Below are 18,491 nucleotides of genomic sequence, written 5' to 3'. Positions count from 1 at the left end.
GGAACGGGCCGCGACGGAGGTGACGTCAGGAGCCGGAGCCCCGCTCGAGCAGGCGCAGCAGGGCGTCGGAGTTCCCGACCGGCCGGACCGGCGCGGGTGGCGCCGGTCGGGCTCCTCGGCCCGCCTGTTCGGCGCGCACCAGGCCGCTGACCGCCCGGATCGTCGGGTGGTCGAAGAAGGCGCCGAGGTCGACTGTCACCAGTAGCCGCTGTTCCAGCTTGGCGATCGCCGACATCGCGGCCAGGCTGTGGCCGCCGAGGACGAAGAAGTCGTCCTCGGGACCGGTCGGCTGCCGGCCCAGCACGCTGCCGAAGACATCGGCGACCGCCTCCTCGACCTCGTCGGCCCAGCGATCCGCCGTAGCCTCCGGTACGGTCGGCGTTTCCGCCGGGTCCTCAGGCAGCCCGACAAGCGCCTGGCGGTCCAGTTTGCCGCTGACCAGTCGAGGCAGTCGAGGCCGCAGCTCGAAGCGGGACGGCACCATGGCCGGGGGCAGCAGGTCGGCGACCGCGGCGTGGATGTCGTCGACGCTGAGCACGGCACTCTCGACGTACGCCACGATGGCCGGAGCACCGTCCTGCCCCGGCGCGGCAACGACTGCGGCGGCGCGGACGCCCGCCATGCCGGTGAGCGCGCTCTCGATCTCGCCCAGCTCCACCCGGTGCCCACGGATCTTGACCTGGTCGTCGGCGCGGCCGGCGAACTCCACCGCCCCGTCCGGTCGCCACCAGCCCAGATCGCCGGTGCGGTACCACCGTCCGCCGGGAGCCGCCGAGTCCGGGACGAACGCCTGCCGGGTGAGTTCCAGCCTGTTGTGGTAACCGTCGGCCAAGCCGTGACCGGCCAGCCGCAGCTCGCCCACGAAGCCCGGCGGCCGCGCCCGGCCGTCCCAGCCGACCATGGTGACCACCGTGTTGGGCAGGGGCCGACCGATCGGGCATCCCGGGCCGGAGTCGACCCCTTGGTCGAAGGCGGTCGCGCACACCGAGTTCTCGGTCGGGCCGTACTCGTTGACCAGTCTGACCCCGGGCAGCGCCTGGTGGTGCCGACGGACCAGGGAGTCGTCAGTGGCCTCACCGGCGACGGTCACCACCCGCAACGACGAGGCGACGGGCGCCAGTTCGTCCAGCCAGAGCCGGTAGAGGCTCGGCACCACAGTCATGTGGGTGATCTGCTCCTCGCTCACCACCTCGGCAAGTCGCCGCAGCGACAGGTGCTGCGCGTCCACCAGGACGATCCGGCCGCCGGCGGCAAGGGCGGGAAAGATGTCCGAGACGGAACTGTCGAAGGCCAGCGACGGCACCTGGAGCACTCGCGCTTCCCCGTCGAGCCGGTCGTAGTCCACCTTCCACCTGACGTAGCCGGCGATCGCCCCGTGCCGTACCTGCACGCCCTTCGGCACGCCGCTCGACCCCGAGGTGTAGATGACGTAGGCGGGGTCGTCCGCCACCGGTCCCGGTGCCGTCACCGTCGACAACGGCGCCTCCGACTCGTCGACGATCCGTCGGACGTCCAGCACCTCGACCCCGAGGGCCGGCCCGATCAGGCCCTCGGCTAGTCCGTCGGCGCTCAACACGGCCCGGCAGGACGCGTCCGCCAGGATGGCCTTCAGCCGGGACGCAGGCGACTGAGGATCCAACGGCACGTAGGCGGCCCGTACGAGCAGGACGCCCAGGATGGCCGGTAGCGCCGGAAGCGTCTTGCCGGTCAACACCGCCACCCGGTCACCCGCGCCGACGCCCAGCCCGACGAGGCGCTCCGCCACCCGCTGGGCGGCCCCCCACATCGCCGCATACGTCAGCGTCTCCGTCCCGACGACGACGGCGACGCGCTCCGGCGACTCCTGAACCCGCGCTGCGATCGCCGCCGTCAGGGTCGTCCGCGTCGGGTGCGGGACGAACCGGTCCCATCCGTACTCCCGGCACCGCTCCAGGTCCTCCTCCGCGGACACCGGTACGGCGTCGAGCCGGCGCGACCGCTCGACGAACGCGGCAAGGGTGGCGCTTACCGCCCGCAGCAGCACCGCCAGGAACCATTCCTCCACCCACGTCGCGTCGGCCTCAGCCACCAACCTGTCGGGGGTGAGGACGACCTCGATCGCCGCAGACCCGGCGGCTGTGCTCGCCGCGTCGGTGGGGCCGGAACGGACGAGCACGTGACCGCCGCCGGCCGAGCGCTCGACGGCGCCTGTCGCCACGGCGTGCAGGGTGGCGGCGGCCGTGTCGACCAGCGCCTCGACCGTCATCGGTGACGCGCCGAGATCCACCTGGAGCGGGACCAGCCCGGCCGCCGTGGCGACCACGACCGTGGGCGTCGCCGTGTTCTCCGCCGCAGCCACCACCAGGGCGGTAGCCGCCGCCAGCACCGTCGTCTCCCTCCCCGGACGTCCGCTCGACATCCGGGCCAGGCCCTCAGCCGCGGGGGCGGACAGCGAGAGGGAGCTGCGGACCCGCCCCGGCACGGGCGGGGCGGTGAGCCGAGGACGGATACGGGTCGGTGACGGGGAAAGTGGGGTGGTCATGGTTGTCCGCTCCGCTTGCGATAGAGATCCGATGATGCGTCCTCCACACCGGGACCCGCGGCCGCAGGGCTGGGTCAGCGGACATGGGCAGACAGGTCCTGCACCAGGTCGGCGAGCATGTGCGGCGCCTGTTCGGTCAGGTAGAAGTGACCGCCCGGGTACCGTCGTAGCGTCCATCCGGCGCCGGTTTCCTCCCGCCACCCGAGCAGGGCCTCGGTGCCCGTACGCGGGTCGCCCTCTCCGGCGAAGACCGAGATGGGGCACGAGAGGGTCGGCCTCGGCCGGTAGACGTACGTCTCCATCCAGGCACAGTCCGTCCGCAGGGGTGGGATCAGCAGCTCCACCAGCTGAGGGTCGGCCAACAGCCAGTCCGGGGCGCCGCCCACCTCACGGACCCAGGTGAGCAGGTCCGCCGTCGGCAGGTGGGAGATGGCCGACGTCAACGGCGCGACAACCGGGTGACCGGTCGCGGAGATGGCGAGGTGCACCGGCCCCCCGCCGCTCCTCAGCCAGTGCGCGAGCTCGAACGCGAGCAGGCCACCCATGCTGTGACCGAACAGCGCGTACGGCCGGTCCACGGCGTCCGCGTCCGCCCGGACCGCCGCGGCGATGGCGGCCACGTCCACGGCCGGGGCCTCCCCGATCCTGCGTTCCCGGCCGGGCAGTTGCACAGCCGCGACGTCGATCCAGGATGGCAGGCGGGCCGACCAGTCACGATAGGCAGATGCCGCCCCGCCTGCGTGCGACAGGCAGTACAGCGTCAGGCGGGCGGCGGGGCGGTCGGCGGTACGGAGGAACCACCGTGCCCGGTTCTGCTCGGGCATCGTGTCGAGCGGAGCCATCGTTATCGACGACCTCCCCTGCCGTACCGAGTCGACATCGTCAGGCCTTCGCCGACCAGACCCGCTCGCCCCCGAGGTAGAGCAGTTCGGCGCCAACCCCACGGCGCCCGCACAGGTCGCCGAGCAGCGCGCTCTGGCGCACCGGTTCCGACTCCGGGTCGAAGTCCGAGCCGGTCAGGTGCTTCAGCCAGGGCTCCAGACCCATCGCGTACGCGTACACGTGCCCGGCGCCGACCTGCTGTGCCAGCCGATCGGCCATTGCCGCGTCCGAGCCCTTGAGCCGCCGGGTCTGGTCCTGCTCGCGGGGCAGCCTGCTCTCCATGAGAGGGCCGTAGAGCCAGCTCAGCGGAGCACCGACGCACTCGAGTCCGACGAAGAGCGCGTCCACGGTGCCGACGACGTCCCGCACCAGCTCGTAGAGCGCGGGTTCGATCGGGGTGATGTCCGTGGCGAACATGAACGACCGGCCCAGGGCACGGACCAGCGGGACCATCTTGGTGCGGATGTCGAGATCGGCGTGCTCTCCGATGAACGGCAGCGCGACGACGTCGACTCCCTCCCCCACCGCGAAGGTCTCCAACTCGCCGAGCTCCCGGACCCGGTCGAAGCCCAACGCCTGCAGCATGGTCTTCAGACTCGGATCCTGCAGCGAGCCCCCGGAGCTGCGGGGCACCACTATCGTGCCCACCCGCCTGCGGAGCTGGAGCAGCGTCTCCAGTGAGAAGTGGTCGGAGTGGAAGTGGCTGATCACCACGGTGTCGATGTACGCGGGCAGGTCGGCGAGCGTGAGGTGTTCGAAGCCGTCGTCCGGGTAGCCGAGCAGCGGATCGAGGAGCACCGCGCTGCTCTCGGTCTCCAGCAGCACTGTGGCGTGGTTGAAGTACCGCATCCGGACGGTGCCCGGGTCGGGCCGGGCAGGGGGCGCAGGCGGCTCCTCGTCCTGGAAGAGTGCGGCGAACTGCTGCCGCGCCCGCGTATCGAGTTCGAATCGTTCCGCCAGCTCCTGGACGTCGATCGCGGTCAGCCGAGCGGCGAAGAGGTCGTCCCAGACCGCCGAGGCGAAGGGTTCGGCGATGTCGAGCCGGTCCGGACCCGCCAGGACCGGACTGCCGTAGACGAACGGCTGGTGCCGGCGGCTACGCGGGCTCAACGAGACAGTCTGGCTGTGTGGCTCGAAGGCCGCCGTCCGGTAGAGGAGAGGCTCGAAGAACCGCACGGAGGGCCGATGCGCCGTGTCGTAGACGAGTTCCACCGTCCCCTTCAGACTGGCCGGGACCTCAGGGTAGAGCCCCTCCATCGAGCCACCCCGCGCCCGCTCGTGCAACATCTGCCGGAGCGCGTTGAGATCGTCGGCAAAGGTGAGCTTCGCCCGTCCCGCACGCAGGGTCTGCTCCAGCAACCGCTCGACGTCGGCAACGCCGGCGTCACCGGGGTTGATGAAGGGACCACCGTAGCGGGCCGGATTTGCCAGCGCGGAGGCATGCAGCTGCGGACCATCAAGATAGCTGCGCATTGTCGGGATGAGGCGGTCACGGAGATTGAGCGCGCCCGTGTGCGGCGCGATCAGATAGGGCCACGCGTACCACCGGTGAATAAGCGGCTGCGGGACGACGCCGGGCCGTAGGGTCAATTTCCGATTCACCGTCATGGCGCTCCTTTTCTTCCCTGAGAACGCCCGGCCTTTAACCTGTCAACAACAGCCGCGACGGCAGGGCGAAAAACAACGGGAGTGCATCAGCGAATCGCTGGAGAAATCGATATCCACCGCGCGAGCAAGCCCCTTCACACTTCGAGTGAAGGCACCTCTCGGCCATCGAGGCGTGGGCTCAACTTTGGCTCTACTGCACAATTGGAAGACCCGCAGCGCGACATGAACATCTTTGTAGCCCCCGTTTATCGATCATCCGACTGATGCGGATACGATGGCGCCACCGTAACAAGTCATAGTGATCAACCTCAACGTGATGCAGATCACACTCGGCTTGCCGAAGCCCTCCAGCAGGAGCATTTCCGGCGCCTACCTGCGCGGGAGCATCCGCCAACCGCCTCGACGGTCTTCGTCGGCGATATTGTGGGACGGCGGCGAGGCGGCGCAGCTGGATAATCTGCAGGTTCTTTTGTCGGCGCCGCCACGATTAACTCGTCAATTGCCTCTAGACATGCAATCGGCGCCTATGCATACTGGCGGAGCCAATATTGGCTGGCATTCTCTGCCCGCACCTAACGAAGGAGCATCCTCATGGCTGAAAAGGCTGCCAAGGCTACCCAGGAGCAGACCAAGAAGGCTCCGATCAGCAGCAAGCTCTCCCGCTACGGGGCGTACGACAAGCTTCAGGGCTGACGGACACCGGCAAGGGCCGGGCGGGAATCCCCGTCCGGCCCTTGCCGGGCAAATGCTGTGCGACGGATGCCTCGGGGGCTGAGTCGGCTACGTCAAGGAGTTCCGTTTGTCAGATCACAACCTGGGTCGTGTCCACTCGCCCGGGACAGCGGTCGCGGCCTCCGCGGCGCAGGCCGCGGTCATCAGGGACCACTGGTTGGGTCGTCTGCGAGGGCTCCAACGCGACCCACTGCTCCAGGCCGGCGGCGCGTCGGTGCCCGACCCCGCCGCGGAGCACGTGCCACCTGCCGTCGTCGAGGCGCTCACGACCGTCACGGGCGATGATCCCACCGGTCTCAACCTTCTGCTGGTGGCGGCCACCCGGCTGACACTGGCCACCTTCGGCGCCGGAGACCGCCTGGCACTCGTCATGCCGGCGGCCGACGTCACCGGTCCACGGGGCGAGATCCTCCTTTGCACCTGGTTGGCTCCGCGCACCCCGGTCGCCGACTTCCTCGAGGACCTGTACGCCGATCTCGTCGCGTCCAGTCCGTACGCCTGGCAGGACCGGGCCGCGCTGGCGTCCAGCCTGGACGCCACCGGCTCGATCGACGGCGACGCCCTGTCCCAGCTCGCCGTGCTGTGGGGCGACGGTCAGGACGGCCGCGCGCTCACGGGTCAGGTGCAGGTGCTCGTGCACGGGCTGCCACAGGCCGACGGGAGCCTCTCGATCGAGGTCAGTGGCGCGCACGGACGGGTGCCCGCCGCGATGGCCGCACTCCCCCGGTGCCTGGCGACGGTGCTGGCCTCCATGGTGGACAACTGGCAGGCAACGGCCGGGCACCTCGACGTCCTCGGCCCGGCGATGCGTGCCGACATCGAGCGATGGAGTGGTTTGCCCGCCTGGGAGTCGTTCCCGCCGCGGACGCTTGTCGAACTGGTGGAGGCAAGCGCGGCCAGGCACCCCGACCGGCCGGCCGTCGTCGACGCGGACCACGAGTGGAGCTACGCACAGCTGTACGGCCGGGCCCGGCGCGCCGCGGCCCTCCTCGCCGACCGACACGGCGTCGGGCATGGCCAGCGCGTCGCGGTGCTCCTGCCGCGCGGCGCCCACCTGGTGCTGTCGATCCTCGCCGTGCTTCGGGCCGGCGCGGCCTACGTGCCGATCGATCCTGGCCATCCACCGGAGCGGGTCAGCCGACTCCTGACCGGCTGCGGCGCCACGGTGGTCATCGGCCACGACCGGACCGGGTCCGCGCACGCTCTCCGGTCGGTGTCCATCGACGAACTCCTCGCCGCCTCGGACGACTGGTCGACCGCCGACGAGGTGGAACTACCGGAACCGCCCCGGCCCGGGGACGAGGCCGTCGTCTTCTTCACCTCCGGCTCCACCGGGTTACCGCGCCCCCTCGCCCTGCGGCACGACCAGATCAGCCACAAGGCGGTCAGCTCGGTCGACCATGTCGGGTTCGACGAGGAGGTACGGTGCGCACTCGTCTTCGCCATCTCCTCCGACGGCACCAGCTACCACATCTTCGTCACCCTCGCCGCCGGCGGCGCGGTGGTGTCCATCGGCGCTCCGGACGAGCTCGATCCGCACACCTTCTGGGAGCGCGTCCGTCGTTACCGCGTCACCACGATCAACTGCTCCCCCGGGCTGCTCGCTGCGATGCTGGAGGTGCTGCCCCGCGACGCCGGCGTACCCCTGCGGCATCTCTTCCTCGGCGGCGACGCGATTCCCCGTGGCCTGATGCAGCGCATCCAGGGTCGACTGCGGGTGCACACCTTCGCCAACCTGTACGGACCCAGCGAGACCACCATCGAGGCGATCTCCTTCATCTGTGCCGGGGACCGAGCGGTCGAACTCACCTCCGTGCCGATCGGACGACCGTCCCCGGGATACACCGCCGTGGTCGTCGGCCCCCGCGACACGCTCGCGCCGGTCGGCGTGACGGGCGAGATCTACCTCGCGGGTCCGGCGGTCGCCGACGGCTACCTCGACGCGCCGGAGGCCACAGCAGAGCGGTTCGTCGACTGTCCCGTGCCGGGCGTGGGACGCTCGTTCCGCACGGGCGACCTGGCCCGTTGGACCGGTACGGGCGAGCTGGAGTTCCTCGGCCGGGCGGACAACCAGGTGCAACTGCGCGGCCACCGGGTCGAGCCCGGCGAGGTCGAGCAGGTCATGGTCAGCCTCCCGGAGATCCGACAGGCGGTCGTGTCGCCACGGACGGACGCGCACGGCAACGTGACCTTGTCAGCCTGGTACACGTCCGAAGTCACGCTCGCACCGGCAACCGTGCGGGGTGCCATCGCCGCGCTGCTGCCGCCGCACATGGTCCCCGCCATCTGCCGGCAGGTGGCCGCCCTGCCCCTGACACCGATGGGCAAGATCGACCGTGCCGCGTTGGCCGCGCTTCCGCTCGAGGCGGCGGACGGGCCGTGGACCCCGGTGGACGAGGCCGACCACCGGGTGGCGCAGGCGTGGAAGGACGTTCTGGGTGTCCCTCCACGGCAGGCCGACGAGGACTTCTTCGAGGCCGGCGGGCACAGCCTGACCGCGACGCAGTTGGTCGCCCGCCTGTGCTCGGACGCCTCGTCCGAGCAGCTGACCGTCCGACAGGTGTTCTCTGCCCGTACGCCTGCGGCGCTTGCCGCCGCGCTGCGCCGCGGGTTGGCCGAGAACCGGAAACCGGACGTCGCCGTCCCGACTCCGCCGCCGAGCGCGGCCGACAGCGGCCCGCGCCGCGCCCCGGCCTCCAACGCCCAGCGCCGGATGTGGCTGCTCGAACACCTCGACGACGGTGAGATCCGCACGTACAACGTCGTGGAGGCGTACCGGCTCGAGCAAGCGATCGCCCCGGCCGCGCTGCGGGCCGCGCTGGCCTTCCTGGTCGAACGGCACGAGGCACTGCGGACCGGCTTCGCCACCGTACCGGCCGCCGACGGCACCGGCCTGGAGCAGGTGGTGCTGCCCGCGGCAGAGGCAGCGGTCCACCTGTCGATCGAACGCCTGGAGAGTTCGCCGGATTCAGCATTGCGGCGGGCGTACCAGGAGGAGCTTCGCTTCACATTCGACCTCGCGACCGGTCCGCTGATCCGGCTCCGCCACCTCGTTCCCGACGGTGAGCCGGGCGTGCTGTTGTTCACCATCCACCATGCCGTCACGGACGGATGGTCCCTGGCCGTCATCGTGCGCGACCTGCTGGCCGCCGCCCGGGCTGCCGAGCGGAACGCCGTCCCGACGCTCCCGGCGGTGCTCGGCTACACCAGACAGTCGGACCTGCTGACGCAGCGGCTCTCCGACCAGCAGAGGTCACACGCCGCCTTCTGGCAGGAATTTCTCGCTGATCTGCCCGACCCCGCCCAGGTGCCCGCCGACCGGCTGCCGCCGGCGAAGCGGAGCAACGAGGGCGGCCTCGTACGCGTCCCGATCGAACCCCCCGTGTTGGTAGACGTGCAGGCGTTGTGTCGCGAGACCGGCGCGACGGCCTTTCACGTCGGGGTCGCCGCCCTGCGGGTTCTGCTCTACCGGATCACCGGCGCCGTGGACGTGCCGCTGGGCACCGTCGTCGCCGCACGCAACGCTCCCGGCCTGGCGGACGAGGTGGGACTCTTCGTCAACACGGTGGTGCTGCGGACCGTGCTGGCACCAGGCGACTCGTTCCGGACGTTGCTCGACGAGACGCGCCGGACCGCGCTGGCCGTTCACGATCACGAGGAGTACCCGTTCGACCGGGTGGTCGACGAGCTGGGCCGAGAGCGCGCAGCAGGTCGCAACCCGCTCTTCGACGTCCTGGTCTCGATGGAACTGACCGAGGCGGACACGCCGGACACCACGGGCGCTCAGCGACTGCCGCTACAGCCCCCGGTGTCCGACTTTGACCTCTCCGTCAGCTACCTGCTGCCGGACGGGGCCCTGCACGGCACCGGCGAGGTCCTGCTCCATTACCGCACGGACCAGTTCGACCAGCCGACGGTCAGCCGGCTGGCGGCGCAACTCGCCCACCTGATCGCCGGCCTGGTAGAGGCCCCGGACGTGCCGGTGCAGCACCCTGCGATGCTGCCGCCGGACCAGGTCTCCGCCCTGTTGCACGGCATGAACGCCACGGCGGTGCCGGAGAAGCGGACGCTGCTCGACCTCGTGGCGCACCGGGCCGCCACCGATCCCGGCCGCCCGGCGGTGCGGCACGGCGACGTCACACTCACCTACGCCGAGCTGGAGAGCCGATCGGACGCTCTGGCGCAGCGGTTGCGGGAGCTCACGCTGGCACGGCCGGAGCACCTCGTCGCGGTGGTGGCCGCGCCCACCGTCCACCTGCCGGTGGCGATGCTCGCGGTCCTCAAGACGGGCGCCGCGATCCTGCCGCTCGACCCCGACCAGCCGGCGGACCGGTTGGCCACGCTGCTCACCCAGGCCGCCGCGGTTGGGGTCCTGGCGGGTGCGGAACACGCGGCACGACTCGGCGGGCTGACCGCCGTGCCGGTGCTGGACCCGGCGGAGGCGCCGCCGTCCCCGGCGGGCCCCGCCGGTCGATGCGCGGTACGGCCGGACAACCTGGCCTGGGCCGTCGTCGTCCCCGACGCCCCGGCCTTCCGGGCCGTGGCTGTCGAACACCGCCAGGTCGTCGACGGCGCGCTCCAGCAGATCCGGCACCGCGGTCCCGAGGCCGGCGCGGTCACCCTCCTGGGCCGTCCCGCTCACGACGGCATCGGCCTGGCCGAACTGTTCACCTCGCTGGCCGCGGGTGCGACGGTCGTGATGGTGGCGTCCGCGCACCTTTCCGAGCCCGGGGCGCTGTGCCGGGAGATCCGGCAGCAGGGCGTCACGCACCTGTCCACCTCACCGGAGCAGTTCCGCCGCCTGCAGCACCACGATGGGCACGCCCTACGCGGGCTGGAGCGGGTCGTGCTGGGCGAGGTGCCCACCGAAGCGCCGCTTCCCGTCGGCGCACCGGAGATCGAACTGTTCCGGGAGTACGTGACGGTCGAGTACGGCCTCCTGCTCACTCCGGCGCGGGTCGAGGACGAGGCCGGCGCACCGGGCCTGCCCCTCACCAACCGGCTCGTCGACCTGCTCGACGCGCACGGCGACCTGGTGGCGCCCGGTCTACCGGGGGAGATCTGCGTCAGCGGCGCCGGCCTGGCGAGGGGCTACGTCAGCGCCGGTGGGCTCCAAACCGAGCGGTTCCCACGCCACCCACTGCGCCCCGGTCGACGGATGTACCGCACCGGCACGTTCGGCAGGTGGCTGCCGGACGGCCGGTTGCTGATCGGCCCTTCCACCTCGTCCGTTCCGGATTCGACCGCGATCCTGGAGCCCCCGCCGACGCTTCCGGTACCGGATGATCTCCTGGCCGTTCTCCGTGACATCTGGACGCGGGCGCTCCAGCGCGAGGTGCGTTCCGTCGACGCGGACCTGTTCGAACTCGGCGGACACAGCCTGACCGCGATCGAGATCGTGGGGGGCATCCGCACCACCCTCGGCGTCGAGGTCCCGCTGCGCGTGGTGTTCGAGCACCAGACCATCGCCCGGATGGCCGCGCACCTCGCCACCGTGCCAGGACTCCGGCAGATTCCGTCGCCACCGGCTCCGGCGGAGCACGAGACTGTGGTCGAGCCGTCCGTACCGCTGGTCTCCGGCCCGGCCACAGCGGCCCAACGCCGCATCTGGCTGGCTTCCCGTGCCGGCACGGCGACCGCGTTCAACGTCACAAGCGTCGTCTTCCTGGACCGGGAGCTGCACCCCGATCTTCTGCGCGAGGCGCTGGACGCGGTGGTCCGCCGGCAGCAGAGCCTGCGGATCCGGTTCCGGTTCACCGGTGCCGAACTCGTCCAGGAGGACCCCGGGCCCGCGGCCGAGTCACCGCTGGTGCGCGTCGAACTGCCCACCGGGACCGATCCGGATGACCCGATCGTGGCCACCGTCGCCCAACAGGCACGACAGGTGGTGTTCGACCCGGCCCGCCCCCCGCTGTTCCAGGTGCGGCACCTGCGTGGCGTGCGCGGCGGGGACGCGCTCGTCGTCACAGCTCATCATCTGGTGTGGGACCGGGACAGCCTGGGTGTCCTGGTGGACGACCTGATCGAGGCGTACGACCAACTGCTGTCCGGCGGGCCACCTCTGCCGACGCCGGCACCCGGCTTCCTCGACTGGGCCGAACAGCGCAGCACCTGGTTGGCCTCCCCCGCGGCGGACGCCGCCCTCGCCTACTGGCTCGACCTGCTGGCGGGTCCGCTGCCGGTGCTGGAGATCGCCGGGACGGCATCCCGTCCGACTCGGCGGCCACCGGCCGCCGGCCTGGTGCAGGGCCGCCTCGATCCCGCCGAGACGGACGCGCTGCGCTCCTACGCCGCCGAGCACCGGGCCACCATGTTCATGGCTGTGGTCACCGCCCTGACGGCGGTGCTGCACCGGCGCTCCGGCGCCGTCGATCTGCTCGTCGGCTTTCCGATAAGCGTGCCGGAGCGCCCACGGGCCGTGGGCTGTTTCGTCGACGAGTCGCTGCTGCGCCTGGCGCCCGAGCCGAGGTTCACGCGTCGAGATCTGCTCGTCCAGGTGCGTGACCGCGCCCTCGCCGCCTATCAGCACGGTCAACTCCCGCTGGATCACCTGGTGACGGAGATACGACCGCCCCGCCGGCCGGGACGGAACGTCTTCTTCGACGTCGGGGTGAGCTGGGAGGGCACGTACCTGGACGGGGGCGACCGGCCGGGTGCCGGCTACCGGGTCCGCCAGTACCCGCCGGCCGACCCGCCGGTCACCGCGGACCTGCGCCTGTACGCGCGGGAGGAGAACCGTGCCCTGGTCCTGGAACTGGCGTACCAGCCTGGGTTGTTCGACAAGGCACTGGCGGCGGAGATCTTCGCTGACCTGACCGCCGAGTTGTCCGCGCTGCACATGCGGCCGGAAGGTCCTCTCGCCGAGGCGGCGGACGCGAGGGAGCCGGCCGGGATCGTGGCCGGGGACCAGTGGGGAGCGACGAGTTTTGACTTCTGAGTCTCCCACCTCCCCGACCGACGGGCCGGCGCCACGCCTGCGCTCCAGATGCACCGTGCCGCCTGCGCCAGGAAGGGTCCGGGCCGAGGTCCCGCTCAGCGCGCCGGCGCGGGCCACCCTCGCCCGGGTCGCCGGCGGCCGCCCCGCCGAGGAACTCGTCCTGCTGGCCGGCGCCGTGGCCTTCGTGGTGGCCACCGCCGAGGCGGTCGAGCAGACCGTCGTCCAGGTCCAGCGTCCGGACGGCCAGGTGGTGTGCGACCTGGACCTCTCCGCGGTGGCCACCGCCGCCGATCTCATCATGGCCACCGACGCCGCGGTGGCGGCCGGGAAACCGGTTTCGAGCCCGAGTGAGGTGCTGGTCGCCTCGGCCGCCGTCGCCACGCCGCCGCTGCTCGCGCCGGTGACGGTCACGCTCGGCCCGGTTGGCGAGGATCCCCGCCGCCTCCGCATCGACCTCGATCGCAGCCGGTTCGAGCAGTGGTTCGCGGACGTGCTGTCGGAGGTCGTCGACCACACTCTCGGACTGTTCGGCCGGCCACGGGAAGCGCTCACCGGTCTGGATCCGCTGCCCGCCGCCGCGGCCGACACGCTTGCGGGATGGGAGAGGGGGTGCGACACCGCCGCGCGGGACCGCACCCTGTTGTCCGACGCCCTCCGGCACGCCGCCCTCCAGCCGCTGGATCCGGCCGTCACCGACCGGGACGGGCACCGGTTGACCTACGGCGAGTTGTTCGCCGCCGCGGAACGGGTGGCGGGACGGTTGCCCGGCTACGGTGTCCGTCAGGGTGACGCCGTCGTGGTTACGGTTCGCAAGACCTGGCAGACGTTGGCGGTCATCCTCGGAGTGCTACGGGCGGGCGCCGCGTACGTTCCACTCGACCCGAAGCTTCCCCCGGCCCGTGCCCGGGCCGTCCTGACCGACGTGTCGCCACGCCTCGTGATCGAGGACGGGCCGTCCGCGAACGCCGGCCTGCCCGAGCATCAGCACCCGACGGTGACCGCGGCCGACCTGGTACGACAGGCGGACCCCGGGATCGAGCCGGACCTGCCTGAGCTGCCTCGGCCGGACGACCTGGCGTACGTCATCTACACCTCCGGCAGCTCCGGCGTCCCGAAGGGGGTGCAGGTGCGGCACCGGGCCGTGCAGGGCTTCGTCGAATGGCGGCGCCGGCACCACGGCATGGACCGTGCCACCCGGCTGCTGCTCGTCCCGTCCCTGTTCTTCGACAGCTCCGTGGCCGACGTGTTCTCCGTGCTGGCCGCCGGTGGGGAGCTGATCCTCCTCGACGAGGACCACCGACTGGACGCGGGTGTCGTCTGCGATGTCGTTCGTCGGTACGGCGTCACCCATGCCACATTCGTGCCCAGCCTCTACCAGATGCTCCTGGACGACCTGGCCCGCGGGGCGGACAGCCTGCTGGTGGTGACCGTCGCCGGTGAGGCGGTACCGGCGCACCTCGTCCGGCGGCACCGGCGACTGCTGCCCGACGTGCGGCTGGTCAACGAATACGGTCCGACCGAGAACTCGGTCGGTTCCACAGCCCTGGAATACGGTCGCGGCCCATGGCACGGGCACCCGATCGGGCGACCGGTGGCCGGGACGGTGGTGAAGGTCCTGGATCCTCATGGGCGCCGGTTGCCGCCCGGATTCGCCGGCGAGATCTGCCTGTCCGGGCCTGGCCTGGCCGACGGCTACCGAGGGCAGCCCGAGTCGACGGCCAGGGTCTTCCGGGAGGCGCCCGACGAGCCGGGCGGCCGCCGCTACCACACCGGCGACCGCGGCTGGTGGCGACCGGACGGCGTGCTGGAGTTTCTCGGCCGCGTGGACCGTCAGGTCAAGATTCGCGGCAACCGGGTGGAGCTGGGTGACGTGGAGGCAGGCCTGGCCGCGGTTCCCGGAGTCGAAACTGTCGCCGTGGTGCCGGTCGGTGACGGGGTCAGCACCACGGCGCTCGTGGCGTACGTCAGCGGCCCCGCTTCCGCCGACCCGCCAGCGATCCGCACCCACGCCCGTCGATCGATGCCGGTGGTGATGGTGCCGGAGGTGGTGGTCGGTCTCGCTGTCGTGCCGGTGACGCCGAACGGGAAGGTCGACCGGGCTGCGCTGGCGCGACGGGCCGCAGCGGACCTGGCCGCCCAACCCGCCTCCGAGCCCACCCTGCTCGGCGCGGTTTCCGCTGGTCACGAGTCGAGGATGACGCACTGATGGACAGACGTGCCGACCCTGCCGTGGTGCTCGCCGCCGCCGCGGCCGTACTGGGCCACCTGGAAGGCGAGACCGAGATCGCGCTCACGGTCCGGGATTCCGGGAACACCCGTACCGTGCGGGTACCGGCGGCGACCGTCCACACGTCGGGGGCGCTGGTGGCGGCGGCGCGCCTCGCACTGGCCGTCGATACACCGCAGCCGGCGCACGATGGCTGGCTGCTCGATCCTGAAGCGCAGTCCCCGCACGGGGTGCTGAGTTGCGGGGCCCGTCCGGCACCGGTACCGCCCGATCGGCTGGCCTCGATGGTCGAGGCGGCAGTCGGCTTCCTGGCTGATCCGGGCAATCTTGACGTCCCGCTGTCCCGACTGCCACTCATGACGGCTGACGAACGACGCCGCCTGGTGACGGAGCTGAACGACACAGCCGTGGACCTGCCCGCGCTGTCGGTGTCGCAGCACCTGGCAGAGCTGGCGCGCCGTGATCCGGACCTGCCGGCGGTCATCACCGCCGACGGCTGCCTGGATCACCGCACGGTGCAGCGGTTGGCTGCTGCGCTCGCAGCGGACCTGCGCCGGGCCGGCGTACGACCGGGCTCGTACGTCCATGTCTGCCTGCCCCGGTCCGCGGAGCTGGTGGTGGCCTGGGTGGCGGTCCTGGGGATCGGCGCGGTCTGCGTACCGATCGATCCGGGCTATCCGCCCGAGCGGATCCGGCAGATGACCGCCGAGCCACCGGTCGAGCACCTGGTGTCCACACCGGCCACGGCCACCGTGGTGCCGCACCGCACCCTCGTCCCGATCGACCTGGACCGGTTGGCCGGGCGACCCCCACAGGATGCTTCCTGGACCGTCCCGCAGCAGAAGGACGCGCTGTCGTACGTCATGCACACCTCCGGGTCGAGCGGCCGACCGAAGGGAGTGGCGATCGGTGAGCGCGGCCTGCACAACCTGTTGCAGGCCACCGCGCGGCAGTTCGGGCTGGCGCCTGGCGGGCGCTGCCTGCAACTGGCCAGTCCGGGATTCGACGTCGCCGTGTGGGAGATCCTGGCGCCGCTGTACGCCGGTGCTGCGGTCGTCCCGTTCGACGAGCCCGGGGTCTCCGCCCGTGCCCTCGCCGCCTTCGTCGACGAACACCGCGTCGACACCGTCTTCCTGCTGGCGTCGCTGCTGACCCACCTGGATCCGGAGGACTTCCCGACGGTACGCACCGTGGTCACCGGCGGTGAGTTGTTCGGTCCGGACCTGGTGCGCCGTTGGCAGCCCGGACGGGATCTCATCTACGTCTACGGGCCGACCGAAGCCACCGTCTTCCAGTCCTGGCACCGCTGCTTGGCAGACGCCACCGACGCCCCACCGACCATCGGTCGCCCCATGGACAACCTCCGCTACCACCTTCTCGATCCGTGGGGCGGTCGCTCGGTGCCCGGTGCGATAGGTGAGCTGTACATCGGCGGGGTGGGCCCCGGTGCGGGGTACCTGGGACTGTCCTCGGCGACCGCGGAGAAGTTCGTCGACCTGCCGGACGTCGACCGGGAAGGCCGGCTGTACCGCACAGGTGATCTGGCCAGCTTCCGGCCCGACGGCATGCTGGACTTTCGCGGCCGCGCCGACAACCAGGTCAAGCTCCGCGGTTTCCGCATCGAGCTCGGCGAGATCGAGACGGCGCTGACGGCGTCGGCCGGTATCACGTCGGCCGTGGCGGTGGTGCACGAGACGGCGACCGAGCGGCTTCTGGTCGCGTACGTGGTGGCGCGACCCGGCAGCGATGCGCCCGACGGCGATCTGCTCCGTGAGCAGCTGGCCTCGGTACTGCCCTACTACATGGTGCCCGCAGCGGTCGTGCCGCTGGACGAGGTTCCCTACACGCCGAACGGCAAGGTGGACCGGCGGTCACTGGCGAGCCGGCCGTTGCCGAGGACGCCGCAGGCGGCACCGGTGGCCGCCGCGGCCGCGCCTTTCCTCGACCGTACGCTTGCCGCGTTCCGCGACGTTCTCGGCACTCCCGACGCCGGCCCCAACGACGACTTCTTCGTCCTGGGTGGCTACAGCCTGGGAGCGGCAGAGCTGGCAGCACGGCTCAGCGCGGACTGCGAGGTGCCGCTGCGCGCCCGCGATGTCTTCGAATGTCCGCAACCGGTGGCGCTCGCGGCCCGCATCGCCGACGCCGCCTCGGGGGTGCGGGCGCCCTCGGCCGGGCCAGTGCCGACGCCGATCGTCGACACGGCCGGCCTGCTGCCCGTGCAACAGTGGCATTGGCTGCTGCACCAGTCGGGATCGGACGATGACGCCACCTACCACGTGCCCGCCCTGTTCGTGTGCACCGGAGCCCCGGCGCCGGACGTCCTGCGCGAGGCGCTGACCGCGCTGCGCCGTCGCCATCCGCTGCTGCAGGTCACCATCGGCAGCAGCGCCGGAGAGCCGTCCGTCCGGTACGACGCTCCCCCGGTACCGCTGGATGTCGTGGATCTCCGCGACTCGCCCGAGCCGACTGAGGCACTGCGAGAGGCCGTCCACGACCGCGCGCACCACGCGTTCGACCTTGCGAAGGGCCCTCTCCTGCGGGTCACGTTCTTCCGCCTGCCGGACGGGCGAGACCGGCTGTTGCTGGTCGCGCACCACATCATCTGTGACGGCCCGGCGCTCGAGGTGCTGGCCCGGGATCTCACCGCGCTGTGCGACGAGGCGGCGGGGCTCCGGCCAGCCGGCCTGCCCGAGCTCGACCGTGATCCGACGCGGGTGGCGGCAGCCGAGTCGGCGCTGCTGGACTCCGGTGCACTCGACGCCTCACTGGAGCACTGGCGGTCCCGCCTGGTTCCCGCCCCGCCCGCGCTGGAGCTGCCGATCGACAGGCCACGTACCGGCGCGGCGGGGCGGCACGCGGATGTGGTCCGCGCACACGTGGACGCGCCGGTCACCGCAGCGCTGCGCCGGCTCTCCCGATCGGCCCGCACCGACCTGGTCGCGCCCCTGGCCGTCGCGGTGTCGGTGGCGCTGCACCGCAGCACCGCGGCCACCGACATCTGCCTCGGCACCGCAGTCAACCTGCGGGGCGAACTCGGGCTCACCGAACACGTCATCTGCGGAGCGAACTCGGCGGCGCTTCGGGTACCGCTGCTTCCGGGGCCGGTCGCCGACCTGCTCGACACGGTCGGCGGGCGGATGCACGAGCTTGTCGACCACGCCCGCTACCCGTTCCACCGACTGGTGCACCGACTCGGCGCGCCGAAGCCGATGTACCGCAACCCGTACTTCGACGTGTGGGTGACCTGCTATCCACGCATCGACGCGGGCAAACCGCCAGGCATGACCCTCTCCGGTGCACCGGTACCGCTGGACAGCAGCCCGTTCGACCTGTCTTTCCAGGGCTGCGAGAGTCCGGACGGGATGCAGTTGCTGCTCCAGTACGACAGTGACCTGTACCTGCCCGGCACCGCTCAACTGCTGCTGGACCGGGTCGTCCGCGCACTGGTCGCGATGGTCGACTCACCCGGGCGATGCTGGACGGACCTCGACCTGCGGACCGACGCGGAACTCGCGCCGGCCGCCCCTACGACCTTCGGCGGGTTTCGGTTCGCACAGTCATGACCCGTCCCGCCCCCGTCC

Annotated in this window: 6 protein-coding genes; 3 read left to right on the top strand and 3 right to left on the bottom strand. The window is 71.5% G+C overall.

Annotated elements, in window-relative coordinates; all coding sequences use genetic code 11:
* Positions 1-25 precede the first annotated feature (25 nt).
* The 3 genes from ACZ6N8_RS18935 to ACZ6N8_RS18925 form a co-directional block, all read right to left on the bottom strand.
* On the bottom strand, positions 26-2,521 hold the full coding sequence (locus ACZ6N8_RS18935; protein WP_466011503.1) for a non-ribosomal peptide synthetase: 2,496 nt from the start codon (positions 2,519-2,521) through the stop codon (positions 26-28).
* 74 nt (positions 2,522-2,595) lie between these two features.
* Positions 2,596-3,363 (bottom strand): thioesterase II family protein, encoded by a 768-nt coding sequence (locus tag ACZ6N8_RS18930; RefSeq protein WP_466011501.1) that lies wholly within the window; start codon positions 3,361-3,363, stop codon positions 2,596-2,598.
* A gap of 40 nt (positions 3,364-3,403) precedes the next feature.
* Positions 3,404-5,011: an MBL fold metallo-hydrolase gene (locus ACZ6N8_RS18925; protein ID WP_466011499.1), complete on the bottom strand. Its 1,608-nt coding sequence runs from the start codon at positions 5,009-5,011 to the stop codon at positions 3,404-3,406.
* A gap of 889 nt (positions 5,012-5,900) precedes the next feature.
* Here ACZ6N8_RS18925 and ACZ6N8_RS18920 point away from each other — a divergent pair.
* Genes ACZ6N8_RS18920 through ACZ6N8_RS18910 form a run of 3 tightly spaced genes read left to right on the top strand, consistent with a single transcriptional unit; the run spans position 5,901 to position 18,473 of the window.
* Positions 5,901-12,680, top strand: coding sequence for an amino acid adenylation domain-containing protein (locus tag ACZ6N8_RS18920; RefSeq protein ID WP_466011497.1), 6,780 nt, complete (start codon positions 5,901-5,903; stop codon positions 12,678-12,680).
* Positions 12,681-12,735: 55 nt separating this feature from the next.
* Positions 12,736-14,886: an amino acid adenylation domain-containing protein gene (locus tag ACZ6N8_RS18915; RefSeq protein ID WP_466011495.1), complete on the top strand. Its 2,151-nt coding sequence runs from the start codon at positions 12,736-12,738 to the stop codon at positions 14,884-14,886.
* Positions 14,886-18,473, top strand: coding sequence for an amino acid adenylation domain-containing protein (locus ACZ6N8_RS18910; protein ID WP_466011493.1), 3,588 nt, complete (start codon positions 14,886-14,888; stop codon positions 18,471-18,473). Before ACZ6N8_RS18915 ends, ACZ6N8_RS18910 begins: the two co-directional genes overlap by 1 nt.
* Positions 18,474-18,491: the final 18 nt, after the last annotated feature.

Source organism: Micromonospora sp. NPDC047521 (genome assembly GCF_055587305.1).
Note: the sequence above shows the minus strand (reverse complement) of the source record. Positions and strands in the feature narration are given on the sequence as shown.

What these genes read in the sequence shown, in the direction of transcription:
- ACZ6N8_RS18930 (WP_466011501.1), bottom strand. Translation starts at nt 3,363, where the DNA reads ATGGCTCCGCTCGACACGATGCCCGAGCAGAACCGGGCACGGTGGTTC.
- ACZ6N8_RS18925 (WP_466011499.1), bottom strand. Translation starts at nt 5,011, where the DNA reads ATGACGGTGAATCGGAAATTGACCCTACGGCCCGGCGTCGTCCCGCAG.
- ACZ6N8_RS18935 (WP_466011503.1), bottom strand. Translation starts at nt 2,521, where the DNA reads ATGACCACCCCACTTTCCCCGTCACCGACCCGTATCCGTCCTCGGCTC.
- ACZ6N8_RS18910 (WP_466011493.1), top strand. Translation starts at nt 14,886, where the DNA reads ATGGACAGACGTGCCGACCCTGCCGTGGTGCTCGCCGCCGCCGCGGCC.